Origin of the sequence: Stappia indica, assembly GCF_009789575.1 — a bacterium.
Lineage (GTDB): Bacteria > Pseudomonadota > Alphaproteobacteria > Rhizobiales > Stappiaceae > Stappia > Stappia indica_A.
The window spans coordinates 755,911-768,450 of sequence record NZ_CP046908.1 but is presented as its reverse complement, the minus strand read 5'-3'; the positions used below and the strand labels follow the sequence as shown (position 1 = coordinate 768,450).

The window sequence follows — 12,540 nt, the reverse complement described above, 5'->3', positions numbered from 1 at the left end:
TCCTACATTCATCTCATACCTGTTCAATGACCTGTAACCAGTCTCACTCGGCTGCCTCCGCCGGAGGCTTGGCGCCGGGGGCGGCTCCGCCGACGATCAGGGCCTTGGCGCTGATGTACTCGTCGATCTCGTCCCAGCCGACGGCATCGCCGAAGGGCAGGATGGTCCAGCGTCCGCGCTGCTCCGGCGTCGCGGCATGGAGGCGCGGATACCACCACAGCGGCGCCTCGATGCGGCGGCCGTCGGCCATCTTGAAGACGATCGTCGCCTCGGTGACGTCGACTCCGGCCACCTGAAGCTGCTTTTCGTCAATGTCCAAAGTGGTCATTCCAGGCCTCCAGAAATGCCGACCGGTGTCGCTCCGTTGCCTTCAAGATATCATTCACCTCATGCGCGGCGAAACCGACGTTGCGGGCGACGGAACAACTTGAGAGCCAGATCTTGATCTGTTTCCCGTCCTTCAGGACGTGGATGTGGGGCGGCTCCCCAACCTCCTTCGAGTAGAACAGGAACTGGTATCCCTTCCATCTCAGTACCGTCGGCACGCCCGCTCCCCCCGGTGCCTCCTTTGCGCCGGCGTCGCCGTTACAGCGGAATGTTGTCGTGCTTCTTCCAGGGGTTGGAGAGCTGCTTGTTGCGCAGCGTCGCCAGCGCCCGTGCGACCCGCCGGCGGGTCGAGTGCGGCATGATCACGTCGTCGATGAAGCCCTTCTCCGCCGCCACGAACGGGTTGGCGAAGCGGTCCTCGTATTCCTTGGTGCGCGCGGCGATCTTCTCCGGGTCGCCCAGTTCGGAGCGGTAGAGGATCTCGGTCGCGCCCTTGGCGCCCATCACCGCGATCTCGGCCGTCGGCCAGGCGTAGTTGATGTCGCCGCGGATATGCTTGGACGACATCACGTCATAGGCGCCGCCATAGGCCTTGCGGGTGATGACGGTGACCTTGGGGACCGTCGCCTCGCCATAGGCGAAGAGCAGCTTGGCGCCGTGCTTGATGACGCCGCCATATTCCTGGCTGGTGCCGGGCAGGAAGCCGGGCACGTCGACCAGGGTCAGGATCGGGATGTTGAAGCAGTCGCAGAAGCGCACGAAGCGCGCGGCCTTGCGCGAGGAGTTGATGTCGAGCACGCCCGCCAGCACCATCGGCTGGTTGGCGACGACGCCGACGCTCTGCCCCTCGATGCGGATGAAGCCGGTGACGATGTTGCCGGCATAGTTCTCCTGGAGCTCGAAGAAGTCGCCCTCGTCGGCGATCTTCACGATCAGCTCCTTCATGTCGTAGGGCTTGTTCGGATTGTCCGGGATCAGCGTGTCGAGCGAGTTGTCGATGCGCGCCGGATCGTCGAAGAACGGCCGGACGGGCGGCTTCTCGCGGTTGCTGGAGGGCAGGAAGTCGATGAAGCGGCGCAGCGCGATCAGCGCCTCCACGTCGTTGTCGAAGGCGCCGTCCGCGACCGAGGACTTGCTGGTATGGGTCTTGGCGCCGCCCAGCTCCTCCGCCGTCACCACCTCGTTGGTCACCGTCTTCACCACGTCCGGGCCGGTGACGAACATGTAGGACGTGTCGCGGACCATGAAGATGAAGTCGGTCATCGCCGGCGAGTAGACCGCGCCGCCCGCGCAAGGGCCCATGATCATCGAGATCTGCGGTACCACGCCCGAGGCCATGATGTTGCGCTGGAAGACGTCGGCATAGCCGGCGAGCGAGGCGACGCCTTCCTGGATGCGGGCGCCGCCGCTGTCGTTGAGGCCGATCACGGGGGCGCCGTTCTTCATCGCCATGTCCATGATCTTGCAGATCTTCTGGGCATGGGTCTCGGACAGCGAGCCGCCGAAGACGGTGAAGTCCTGCGAGAACACATAGACCATGCGCCCGTTCACCGTGCCCCAGCCGGTGATGACGCCGTCGCCCGGCATCGAGGTGTCCTGCATGCCGAAATCCACGCAGCGGTGGGTGACGAACATGTCGTATTCCTCGAACGAGCCTTCATCGAGGAAGATCTCGACGCGTTCGCGCGCGGTCAGCTTGCCCTTGGCATGCTGCGCCTCGATGCGGCGGGTGCCGCCCGCAAGACGGGCGGCGGCGCGGCGGTTTTCCAGTTCCTGCAAAATTTCCTGCATGGCCGGCCTTTCGGGCTCTGGGGGCGCTGCGCTTTGTTAAGCGGGCAGCGCCTGACGATCAGCGTTTGCGGACGATCAGCGGGTGCGGGCACGCACCAGCGCGACGGCGATGGCGGCGGCGAGCAGCGACTTGACGATACCGCCGATGACGAAGGGATAAAGCCCCAGCGCCAGGATCGGCTTGTCGAAGCCGATGAGCGCGCCGAGCCACAGCAGGCCGGGCACGAAGACGACGGCCTGCGCGACGAGCGAGGCCGGGATCGCCTGCCACAGGCTGCGGGTCCAGCCGCGCTCGGCGAAGATGCCGGCAAGCCATGCCGAGGCGAGGAAGCCGATGAGGAAGCCGCCGGTCGGGCCCATCATGTAGGCAAGGCCGATGCCCTTGGCGGGCGTGTCGGCGAAGACCGGCAGGCCGGCCGCGCCCTGCAGCAGGTAGGCGGCGACGGCGGCAGCGGCGAGGCGCGGGCCGAGCGTGAAGCCCAGCACCAAGAGCGCCAGCGTCTGCATGGTCATCGGCACCGGGTAGAACGGCACGCTGACCTTGGCCGAGGCGGTGAGCAGCAGCGAGCCGGCCAGCGCGATGGCGAGCGAGCGGACGAGGCTGCGGGTCGTGGTGGCGGCGGTAACGTTGCCGGACATGGCGGTTCCTCCTGGGTGCCGCGGGCGGGCCGTGCCGGGATGCCGCGGGCTTTCTTGTTCCGGGCCGCAAGGTCCCGTGGACAGGCGGCGCATTGCCTTTTCGCTACTCCTTTTCCGCAGCTTGCGGGAGAGTTGAAAAAGCCGCAAAGCGAATTTAATCTGTTTGCAAACTTGAGTTTGCGAATTTGCAAACATCTCCAGCAAGGCCCCCGCCATGAAGAGCGTGCCATGAAGAAGCTGTTCCTCGGCCGTCAGATCCGCAGCCTGCGCGAGAAGGCCCAGCTGACGCAACGGGATTTTGCCGAACGCCTCGGCCTGTCGACCAGCTATGTCAACCAGCTGGAGAACAACCAGCGCCCGGTTTCCGCGCCCGTTCTGCTCACCTTGTCGGAGCGCTTCGGCCTCGACCTTGCCTCGCTGTCGGTCGACGACGACGACCGCCTGATCGCCGCCCTGCAGGAAGTCTTCGCCGATCCGGTGCTGGCGGGCGCAGCGCCCGGCCTGCAGGATTTCAAGATGGTCAGCCAGAACGCGCCGGATTTCGCCCACGCGCTGGTGCGCCTGCACCAAGCCTATCGCCAGATGGGCGAGCAGCTCGCGCAGTTCGACGACCGGCTCGCCCGCGACGAGGGGCTGGCCAGGCCGACCCCTTACGAGGAAGTGCGCGACTTCTTCCATTTCGAGAACAACTACATCCACGAGCTCGACCTTGCCGCCGAGGAGCTGGCGACGCGCCTGTCGCCCTCGGGCCGCATCTTCGCCCGCGACCTTGCGCAATATCTGGAGGAGCGGCACGGCATCGCCGTCGAGCGCCGGCGCGCCGGCACGGGTGGCAGTTCGGGCGAGGGCACCATCCGCCGCTTCGACCGGGAGCAGCGCCGGCTCTATCTCAACGAGGCGCTGCCCGAGGCCACCATCGTCTTCCAGCTCGCCCACCAGATCGCGCTGCTGGAGGCCGGCGACATCGTCGAGGCGGTGGTGGCGCGGGCGCGGTTCCAGACCCCGGACGCGGCGCAGGTCGCGCGCATCGGCCTTGCCAATGCCTATGCCGGCGGGCTGGTGCTGCCCTATCGCGCCTTCCTGTCGGCCGCGCAGGAAACCCGCCACGATCTCGACCTCATCGCCGACCGCTTCGGCGCCAGCCTGGAGCAGGTGGCGCATCGCCTCTCCACCATGCAGCGGCCGCGGTTGAAGGGCATTCCCTTCTTCTTCGCCCGGGTCGACCGGGCCGGCAACATCACCAAGCGCCACTCGGCGACCAAGCTGCAGTTCGCCCGCTTCGGCGCCGCCTGTCCCTTGTGGAACGTGCATCGTGCCTTCGAGAGCCACGGGGCGATCATCCGCCAGCTCGCCGAGACGCCGGACGGCTCGCGCTACATCTCGCTCGCCGCCCATGTGGTGAAGAAGTCGGGCGGCTACAGCGGCCCGGTGCTGCACTATGCCATCGCGCTGGGCGCGGAGATCGCCCATGCCCGCGACATCGTCTATTGCGACGATCTCGACCTGACCCGCGAGGCGGCGTTCGAGCCGATCGGCGTCTCCTGCCGCATCTGCGAGCGGCTGACCTGCCCGCAGCGCTCGGTGCCGCCGCTCAACCGGGCGATCTCCATCGACAGCGACGACCGCCGCCTGGTGCCCTACGCGATCCGTTGACGCTGTCCCGGCCGCGCCTTGCGGACTGGTTTCATGCTGAAATTATTTCAGCATAAATACTTGTATTAAATGACAGAAATATATCCTGTTGACTGGAACGTAAACGTCATGCAGGGTTTTCTGCGGAGGAGGCCATGCAGCCCTATTACACCATCACCCAGCTGACGCAGGAATTCGGCGTGACCACACGCACCTTGCGCTTCTACGAGGCGGAGGGCTTCCTCAAGCCGACGCGGCGCGGGCGCCAGAGGCTCTACAAGCCCGGCGACCGGACGCGGCTGAAGCTGATCCTGCGCGGCAAGCGGCTCGGCTTCACCCTCGCGGAGATCCGCGACATCATCACCATGTACGACAAGTCGCCGGGCGAGGCGGGCCAGCTGCAGCTGCTGCTCCAGCGCATCGAGGGGCGGCGGTCGGAGCTGATGGCCAAGCGTCACGACATCGACCTGACGCTGGCCGAACTCGACGAGGTGGAGCGCGGCGCCCGCGCCCGTCTCGGCGAGCTCGGGCCGATGAGCGACCTGTTCTCTGTCGCCGCCGCGGCGACGAAGGCCGAATAGATCGAAACGGCATGACAAGAGCCCGCGCCTTGGCTCCTTGGACAGCGCGGGCCATCGACGGGAGGATGGGATGACGCAGGTAGCAGAACAGGCGGGAGGGAAGGTGCGGCGCTTCGAGCCGCGCGATCCCGCATGGCGGGACCGGGTCGCGGCGAGTTTCGCCCGCCAGGCCTTCATGACCGAGACGCTGGGCGCCACCATCGACCGGCTGGAGCCGGGCGAGGTCGACCTTGCGGTCGCCTTCGCGGCGGGACTGGTGCAGCAGCACGGCTTCTTCCATGCCGGCGTCACCACCACGCTTGCCGACACCGCCGCCGGCTATGCCGCCCTGTCGCTTTACCCGAAGGGCTTCGGCGTGCTGACGACCGAGTTCAAGATGAACCTGCTCAATCCGGGGCGTGGCGCCCGCCTCGTCGCCCGCGGGCGGGTGATCAAGCCGGGGCGCACGCTCACCGTCACCGCCTCCGACGTCTACGGCCAGACGCCGGGCGAGGAGGACATCCACATCGCCACCGGGCTTTTCACCATGATCGCGCTGGAGGGACTGGATGACTGACGCGCAAGGCGGGGCCGGGGCCACCGTCATCCGCCGGCTTGAACCTGCCGACCGCGCCGCCTGGGAGCCGCTCTGGCAGGCCTATCTCGCCTTCTACAGGCAGGAGCTGCCCGAAGGTGTCACCGATGCGGTCTTCGCGCGGATTTCCGGCGATGGCGCCCATGACGGGCTCGTCGCCGAGCGCGGCGGACGCCTCGTCGGCTTCGTGCATTACGTGGTGCAGGAGACCACCTGGTCCATCGCACCGACCTGCTATCTGGAAGACCTGTATGTCGACGAGACCTTGCGCGGCGGCGGCGTCGGCCGCGCGCTGATCGAGGGCGTCTACGGAGCGGCCCGCCGGCTCGGCTGCCGCTCGGTCTACTGGCAGACCCATGACGACAATGCCCGCGCCCGCCGGCTTTACGACCAGGTCGCGGTGCTGAGCCCCTTCGTGCGCTACGACCACGTGTTTTCGCAGGACTGAGGCGCCGCCCGCCGCCTGCCCATTTTCGGAGACCGACCCATGATCCGCAACGACTTCCCCTCCTTCAACTTCAACCTCGGCGACACCGCCGACATGCTGCGCGACAGCGTCCGCTCCTTCTCGCAGGACACCATCGCCCCGCTCGCCGACCGCATCGACCGCGAGGACTGGTTCCCGCGCGAGGAGCTGTGGCCGGCCATGGGCGAGCTCGGCCTGCACGGCATCACGGTGGAGGAGGAGTGGGGCGGCTCGGGCCTCGGCTATCTCGAGCACTGCATCGCCATGGAGGAGGTGAGCCGCGCCTCCGCCTCCATCGGCCTGTCCTACGGCGCTCATTCCAATCTCTGCGTCAACCAGCTGCGCCGCTGGGGCACCAAGGAGCAGAAGTCGCGCTATCTGGCCAAGCTGGTCAGCGGCGAGCATCTCGGCGCGCTGGCTATGTCCGAGCCCGGCGCCGGTTCCGACGTCGTGTCGATGAAGCTGCGCGCCGACAAGCGCGGCGACCGCTACATCCTCAACGGCACCAAGATGTGGATCACCAACGGCCCGGATGCCGATACGATGATCGTCTATGCCAAGACCGATCCGTCCGCCGGGCCGAAGGGCATCACCGCCTTCCTCATCGAGAAGGACTTCAAGGGCTTCTCCGTCGCCCAGAAGCTCGACAAGCTCGGCATGCGCGGCTCGCTCACCGGCGAGCTGGTGTTCGAGGATTGCGAGGTGCCGGAGGAGAACGTGCTCGGCGAGGTCGGCAAGGGCGTCAACGTGCTGATGTCCGGTCTCGACTACGAGCGCGCGGTGCTGGCGGCCGGCTGCATCGGCATCATGCAGGCGGCGATGGACGTGGTCATTCCCTACATCCACGAGCGCAAGCAGTTCGACCAGCCGATCGGCACCTTCCAGCTCGTCCAGGGCAAGATCGCCGACATGTATGTCTCGATGAATGCCAGCCGCGCCTATGTCTATGCGGTGGCGCAGTCCTGCGACCGCGGCGAGACCACGCGCGAGGATGCGGCCGGCGCGATCCTCTATGCGGCCGAGAACGCCACCAAGATGGCCCTCGACGCGATCCAGCTGCTCGGCGGCAACGGCTATATCAACGAGTATCCGACCGGCCGGCTGCTGCGCGACGCCAAGCTCTACGAGATCGGCGCCGGCACGTCGGAAATCCGCCGCATGCTGATCGGCCGCGAGATCTTCAACAAGACCGCGTAAGGGCAGGGGGGCGTCGGCCGCTGCTGTGGCTCGCCACGCCTGTCATGCCTTCTCTTAGGTGGTCCACCCCACTGCCGTCGCCTCCACCCTCCGAGGTCACCCCGGCCAAGCGCGAGCGCGCGCCGGGGCCTATTGGTTGCCAGAGCGGCGGCGATGACACGCCGACGCGAACCCCACGCTCAGCCTGTCGTCCCGGTTTCGGCGCAGCCGAAGACCGGGACCCAGTAACCCCAGGTCGCGCGGGTTGAGCCGTGGTGCTGCCACAGGATCGGCGACGGCCGCCGAACGGCGGGGAGCTGCCGCCTTTGCGCCATCACCGGCCCCGGCGGATACTGGATACCCGCCTTCGCGGGTATGACAGCGGTGGAGTGGAGCGAACGCGGTCCCGCCTCAAGCCTGCCTCACTCACGCCCCCTCCGTTCGGCCTCCCGGACGCGGCCTTCCTTTTGCGTCCTCCCGGACGCAGGCGAAGCCGGAGATCCGGGATCGGCGAGCCAAGGGCCTCACGAAGGCACTCCCCAACGACGCCAAAATCGCCGTGCCTCCCCGGTCCCGGGTCGCGGCTGCGCCTTGCCCGGGAAGACGCGGAGAGGGGGGAGCTTCATTTCGGCCGCTCTGGGAACCAATGGCCCCCGGCTCTCCGGCTTCGCCTGCGGCCGGGGTGACCCGTCGAGAGGGGGCGCCAGTCGCGCCTCATGCACCCTTCTCCCCCCTTGAGGGGGAGATGTCGGCGTTAGCCGACAGAGGGGGGTGATCATCCCGCCGCCGCTGCCCCACCCTCGGCCGTCACCCCGGCCAAGCGCATGCGCGCGCCGGGGCCTATTGGTTGCCAGAGCGGCGGCGATGACACGCCGACGCGAACCCCACGCTCAGCCTGTCGTCCCGGTTTCGGCGAAGCCGAAGACCGGGACCCAGTAACCCCAGGTCGCGCGGCCCGAGCCGTGGCGTTGCCGCGAGTGACCCTCGCCGAGGCTGGGGTGCTGCCTTCGCATATCTGCCCGCCCCGGCGGATACTGGATACCCACCTTTGCGGGTGTGACAGCGGCGGAGTGGAGCGAACGCCGTCCCGCCTCAAGCCTGCCTCCCGGACGCGCCGTTTCTTTTTGCGCCCTCCCGGACGCAGGCCCCTCTTTGCGTCCTCCCGGACGCAGGCGAAGCCGGAGATCCGGGATCGGCGAGCCGAGGGCCTCACGAAGGCACTCCCCAACGACGTCAAAATCGCCGTGCCTCCCCGGTCCCGGATCTCGCGATGCTCGTCCGGGAAGACGCGGGAAAGGTATGTGCGACGATGCTCCGGCTGTTCCCTCACACTCCCGTCATGCCGGACCGCGCGACGCTTCCTGCTCTTCGCCCTTGAGGCCACGTTCGGGGTCATTCGCTCGCGAAACGGTCACGGCGCCGCGTCGTCACAACGACTCGCCCTGAAGTTGTCGGCTGTTCCGGCTGCGCGTGCACCCCTGACGCCGGCCTCCTCGCTGCAACCTGCCGGAAACCTGGCGCTGTGGCCGCGATGGCCGCCATGCGGCGGCGAACCGGTGCGAAAGATCCGTAAAACTGCGCAAGTTGCGGGCAGGTCACGCGAATATCGCGCCGCGTCCTTGCCAGCCATCGTTTTTGACGTGTACTATGATTGTATAAAATCAATGGTTGTATAAATCTTCCGTGACGCCTCGCCAGGCCAACAACCGGGTCACACAATGCCGATAGATCCCCAGAATGACCGCTCTGAGGCCGCTCGCTACTGCGCTCAGATCTGCCGTGAGCTAAGAGACCTAGCGTCCAATAACGATATGGAATTCCTTGCATATTTGCTTGAAATGGCGCGGGTCGAAGCCTTCGACAGGCATGCGGAGATGGAGCGGTCCGGGGCGGGGAAAGCCGCAAGGCGGTGAGCCACATCACAGGTTGCATTCCGGTTTGCATATCTATCGCGCAACCCGGACGCCTCTTGTGGTTGAAATTTTGGTTGTGCTTTCTGTGGGTGCAATCTTTGGCGGTTTTATACCCCTTGGAACGAATGCCGATGCAGCGGGCGAAACGCGGCAGCGGCAATCGAGACATGCAGGGCGGGGGCAGGGGACATGCGCAGCACGTGGCGGCGGCAAGGCTCTTGGCCTGAGGACGGCTCGGCCCCTGCCGGCCGGCCTGCCCGTATTCGTGCTGCAGCGTCCGGCGCGCCTGCTCAGCGCCCGTCGATCAGGCTGATGCGCTGGCCGCGATGGCGCTCCAGCCGCCCGGCAAGTTCCAGCTCCAGCAGGATTACGTGGACGACGCGCGCGGGCAGGCCCGTGTAGCGGATCAGCTCGTCCACTTCGACCGGCGCCGCGCCCAGGGCGGAGAGCACGCGGCCGCGGTCGCTGTCGCCCACATCCGGCGGCGGAACCGGGCCGCTGCCCGCGCCCGGCTCCTCGATGTCGATGCCGGGGATCTCCTCCGCGATGCGCCGCGGCCCCAGGCTCTCCAGCACGTCGGCGCCGCTTGCCACCAGCGTCGCCCCGTCGCGGATCAGCCGGTTGCCGCCTTCCGAGCGCGGGTCGAGCGGCGAGCCCGGCACCACGAAGACCTCGCGGTTCTGCTCGGCGGCAAAGCGCGCGGTGTGCAGCGAGCCGGAGCCGCGCGCCGCCTCGATCAGCACCGTTGCCAGCGACATGCCGGAAATCAGCCGGTTGCGGCGGGGAAAGTCGCGGGCCCGCGGCTTCCAGCCGAAGGGCATCTCGCTGACGACGGCGCCGCCCCGCGCGGCGATGTCGTGATAGAGGTCGCGGTTTTCCGGCGGATAGATGATGTCGACGCCGCCGCCCAGCACCGCCGCCGTGCCGCCCGCCAGCGCCGCGCGGTGGGCGGCCGCGTCGATGCCGCGCGCCAGCCCTGAGACGACGGTGTAGCCGGCCGCCGACAGGTAGCCGGAGATCTCGCTGGCGATCTTCTGTCCGGCGAGCGAGGCGTTGCGCGCGCCGACCATGGCGATGGCGGCGCTCTCTGCCAGCCGGTCGTCCGAGCCCAGCACCGAGATCAGCGGCGGCGCCCCGTCGACATGGCGCAGCAGGGGCGGGTAGCCGTGCTCGCCGAGCGCGCGCAGGCGCCCGCCGATCCGCGACAGCGCCTCGACCTCCCGCTCGGCCTCGTCTTGCGAGGCGATGCGGATGGTGCGCTTGCCGCCGCGGCGCGACAGCTCGGGCAGGGCGGCGAGCGCCGCCTCGGCCGAGCCGGTGTGGTTGATCAGTTCGCGGAAGGTGACCGGGCCGACATTCTCGGAGCGGATCAGGCGCAGCCAGGCCAGGCGCTGGCGGTCGGAGAGGGCGCGACCGCGCCCGGTCGCGCCTGCACTCATCCCTTCTGGCCGATCCGGCCTTCGGTGCCCTTGATCAGGCGGCCGATATTCTCGTGATGCTTGGCCCACAGGATGAGCGAGAGCAGCGCCATCAGCTCGGCGATCTGCGCCCGGTCGAAGACAAACCACAGCAGCAAGGGGGTGGCAAGGCTGGCCACCAGGGCGGAAGCGGAGGAGTAGCGCGTGACCACGGCGACCGCGATCCAGATCGCGGCGAAGGCGAGCGCTGCGGGCCAGAACAGGCCGAGCAGCACGCCGAGATAGGTGGCAACGCCCTTGCCGCCGCGAAAGCGCAGCCAGACCGGGAAGAGATGACCGATGAAGGCGCCGAAGCCGGCGATCACCGCCGGGTCCGGCCCGCCGTAGCGGCTCGCCACCAGCACCGCCGCCGTGCCCTTCAGCATGTCGCCGATCAGGGTGAGCGCGGCCAGGTGCTTCTTGCCGGTGCGCAGCACGTTGGTGGTGCCGATATTGCCGGAGCCGATCTTGCGGATGTCGCCCTGGCCCGCCAGCCGCGTGATGATCAGCCCGAAGGGAATCGAGCCCAGCAGATAGCCGAAGACGAGCGCAGTCAGGTAATAGGGCCAGGCAAGGGCCCAGCTGATCGGATCGGGCAACGTGCAGCCTCCGGTTGCAGCAATGATGTAACTCTAGAACATCGGATCGAAAAGGGAAATCCGGTTTTCCGCAGCGGCGCGCGCCGGTTTCAGGGCGTCACGATCTTTCCTGCGACGATGGTGTGCAGCACCTCGCCGGTGAAGCGCGCATCCTCGAACGGGGTGTTCTTGGAGCGCGATTTCAGCTGCGTCTTGTCCAGCACCCAGGGCCGGTCCGGATCGAACACGACAACATCGGCCGGGGCGCCTGCGGCAAGGCGGCCGGCATCGAGGCCCAGCCGGCGGGCCGGGTTGCAGGTCATTGCCGCAAGCAGGGGGACAAGGCCGATCTCGCCGGAATGGACGAGGCGCAGGCCGGCGGCCAGCAGCGTCTCCAGGCCGATGGCGCCGTCGGCGGCCTCGGCGAAGGGATGGCGCTTGGTCTCCACGTCCTGCGGGTCGTGGCCCGAGACGATCACGTCGATGGTGCCGTCGGCGAGCGCGGCGATCATCGCCTGGCGCTCGTCCTCCGAGCGCAGTGGCGGCGACATCTTGAAGAAGGTCCGGTAGGGGCCGATGTCGTTTTCGTTCAGCGTCAGGTGGTTGACGGTGATGCCGCAGGTGACGTCGAGGCCGTCCGCCTTGGACCGGGCGATCGCCTTGGTGCTCTCGGTGCAGGAGACCGACTGCGCATGGTAGCGCCCGCGCGTCAGCGCGGCGAGCCGCAGGTCGCGCTCGACCATGATGATCTCGGCCTCGCGCGGGCTTGCCGGCAGGCCCTTCCAGCTCGCCGACAGGCTCTCGTTGACGACGCCGGCGCCGGCCAGCGCCGGATCTTCCGTGTGGTGCACGACGAGCGCGCCGAAGTCGCGGGCATAGGTCATCAGCCGGCGCATGATTCCGGCATGGGTGACCGAGCGGTGGCCGTTGGAAAAGGCGACGGCGCCGGCTTCCTGCAACAGGCCGATCTCGCTCATCTCCTCGCCGGAAAGACCCTTGGTCAGCGCGGCGAAGGGGTGGACGTTGACGCAGGCCGTGTCGCGGGCGCGGCGCAGCACGAAGTCGACCAGCGCCGGGTCGTCGATCACCGGGTCGGTGTCGGGGGAGGTGACGATGGTGGTGACGCCGCCGGCCGCTGCCGCCTGGCTGGCGCTGGCCAGCGTCTCGCGGTGCTCGGCGCCGGGCTCGCCGACGGTGACGCCCATGTCGACGAGGCCGGGGGCGACGATCGCGCCGGCAACGTCGATCACCTCAGTTCCTTCCGGGGCGCCCTGGTTCTGCGCCGCCGGTCCTGCGGCGGTGATGCGTCCGTTCTCGATCAGCACGCTGCCGGGCGCGTCGAGGCCGCTTGCCGGGTCGATCACCCGGGCATTCGTGATGAGGATCGGGCTTTGCGGGTTTGCCAT

Annotated in this window: 12 protein-coding genes; 5 read left to right on the top strand and 7 right to left on the bottom strand. The window is 67.9% G+C overall.

All coding sequences use genetic code 11. The features are described from left to right. Positions 1 to 43 precede the first annotated feature (43 nt). The 4 genes from GH266_RS03565 to GH266_RS03550 all read right to left on the bottom strand — a co-directional run bounded on the left by GH266_RS03565 (position 44) and on the right by GH266_RS03550 (position 2,757). Positions 44 to 328: a DUF2442 domain-containing protein gene (locus GH266_RS03565; protein WP_158192671.1), complete on the bottom strand. Its 285-nt coding sequence runs from the start codon at positions 326 to 328 to the stop codon at positions 44 to 46. Then, positions 309 to 545: a DUF4160 domain-containing protein gene (locus GH266_RS03560; RefSeq protein ID WP_158192670.1), complete on the bottom strand. Its 237-nt coding sequence runs from the start codon at positions 543 to 545 to the stop codon at positions 309 to 311. The genes GH266_RS03565 and GH266_RS03560 overlap by 20 nt, the downstream gene beginning before the upstream one ends. 40 nt (positions 546 to 585) lie before the next feature. After that, entirely contained in the window at positions 586 to 2,118 is a 1,533-nt protein-coding gene (locus GH266_RS03555; RefSeq protein WP_158192669.1) for an acyl-CoA carboxylase subunit beta, read from the bottom strand. A gap of 75 nt (positions 2,119 to 2,193) precedes the next feature. Then, a complete protein-coding gene (locus GH266_RS03550; protein WP_158192668.1) occupies positions 2,194 to 2,757 on the bottom strand; it encodes a biotin transporter BioY in 564 nt (187 codons plus the stop codon). Positions 2,758 to 2,985: 228 nt separating this feature from the next. On the opposite strand from GH266_RS03550, the gene GH266_RS03545 reads away from it, so the two are divergent. From GH266_RS03545 to GH266_RS03525, 5 genes are all read left to right on the top strand, one after another. Next, positions 2,986 to 4,410: a helix-turn-helix domain-containing protein gene (locus GH266_RS03545; protein WP_158192667.1), complete on the top strand. Its 1,425-nt coding sequence runs from the start codon at positions 2,986 to 2,988 to the stop codon at positions 4,408 to 4,410. Positions 4,411 to 4,544: 134 nt separating this feature from the next. Continuing rightward, positions 4,545 to 4,970 (top strand): MerR family transcriptional regulator, encoded by a 426-nt coding sequence (locus tag GH266_RS03540; protein ID WP_158192666.1) that lies wholly within the window; start codon positions 4,545 to 4,547, stop codon positions 4,968 to 4,970. Between the two features lie 70 nt (positions 4,971 to 5,040). Further along, a complete protein-coding gene (locus tag GH266_RS03535; RefSeq protein ID WP_199270432.1) occupies positions 5,041 to 5,526 on the top strand; it encodes a PaaI family thioesterase in 486 nt (161 codons plus the stop codon). After that, the gene (locus tag GH266_RS03530; RefSeq protein WP_158192665.1) at positions 5,519 to 5,992 is read left to right on the top strand and encodes a GNAT family N-acetyltransferase; all 474 of its coding nucleotides are present in this window, start codon (positions 5,519 to 5,521) and stop codon (positions 5,990 to 5,992) included. Before GH266_RS03535 ends, GH266_RS03530 begins: the two co-directional genes overlap by 8 nt. Positions 5,993 to 6,031: 39 nt before the next feature. Then, the gene (locus GH266_RS03525; protein ID WP_158192664.1) at positions 6,032 to 7,207 is read left to right on the top strand and encodes an isovaleryl-CoA dehydrogenase; all 1,176 of its coding nucleotides are present in this window, start codon (positions 6,032 to 6,034) and stop codon (positions 7,205 to 7,207) included. A gap of 2,182 nt (positions 7,208 to 9,389) precedes the next feature. Here GH266_RS03525 and dprA read toward each other — a convergent pair. The 3 genes from dprA to GH266_RS03510 form a co-directional block, all read right to left on the bottom strand. Continuing rightward, complete coding sequence (gene dprA / locus GH266_RS03520; RefSeq protein ID WP_158192663.1) at positions 9,390 to 10,538, bottom strand: DNA-processing protein DprA; 1,149 nt, start codon at positions 10,536 to 10,538, stop codon at positions 9,390 to 9,392. Then, a complete protein-coding gene (gene plsY / locus GH266_RS03515; protein WP_158192662.1) occupies positions 10,535 to 11,155 on the bottom strand; it encodes a glycerol-3-phosphate 1-O-acyltransferase PlsY in 621 nt (206 codons plus the stop codon). The genes dprA and plsY overlap by 4 nt, the downstream gene beginning before the upstream one ends. 89 nt (positions 11,156 to 11,244) lie before the next feature. Then, positions 11,245 to 12,540: a dihydroorotase gene (locus GH266_RS03510; protein WP_158192661.1), complete on the bottom strand. Its 1,296-nt coding sequence runs from the start codon at positions 12,538 to 12,540 to the stop codon at positions 11,245 to 11,247.

What these genes read in the sequence shown, in the direction of transcription:
- GH266_RS03565 (WP_158192671.1), bottom strand. Translation starts at nt 328, where the DNA reads ATGACCACTTTGGACATTGACGAAAAGCAGCTTCAGGTGGCCGGAGTC.
- GH266_RS03555 (WP_158192669.1), bottom strand. Translation starts at nt 2,118, where the DNA reads ATGCAGGAAATTTTGCAGGAACTGGAAAACCGCCGCGCCGCCGCCCGT.
- GH266_RS03550 (WP_158192668.1), bottom strand. Translation starts at nt 2,757, where the DNA reads ATGTCCGGCAACGTTACCGCCGCCACCACGACCCGCAGCCTCGTCCGC.
- GH266_RS03545 (WP_158192667.1), top strand. Translation starts at nt 2,986, where the DNA reads ATGAAGAAGCTGTTCCTCGGCCGTCAGATCCGCAGCCTGCGCGAGAAG.
- GH266_RS03540 (WP_158192666.1), top strand. Translation starts at nt 4,545, where the DNA reads ATGCAGCCCTATTACACCATCACCCAGCTGACGCAGGAATTCGGCGTG.
- GH266_RS03535 (WP_199270432.1), top strand. Translation starts at nt 5,041, where the DNA reads ATGACGCAGGTAGCAGAACAGGCGGGAGGGAAGGTGCGGCGCTTCGAG.
- GH266_RS03530 (WP_158192665.1), top strand. Translation starts at nt 5,519, where the DNA reads ATGACTGACGCGCAAGGCGGGGCCGGGGCCACCGTCATCCGCCGGCTT.
- GH266_RS03525 (WP_158192664.1), top strand. Translation starts at nt 6,032, where the DNA reads ATGATCCGCAACGACTTCCCCTCCTTCAACTTCAACCTCGGCGACACC.
- dprA (WP_158192663.1), bottom strand. Translation starts at nt 10,538, where the DNA reads ATGAGTGCAGGCGCGACCGGGCGCGGTCGCGCCCTCTCCGACCGCCAG.
- GH266_RS03510 (WP_158192661.1), bottom strand. Translation starts at nt 12,540, where the DNA reads ATGGCAAACCCGCAAAGCCCGATCCTCATCACGAATGCCCGGGTGATC.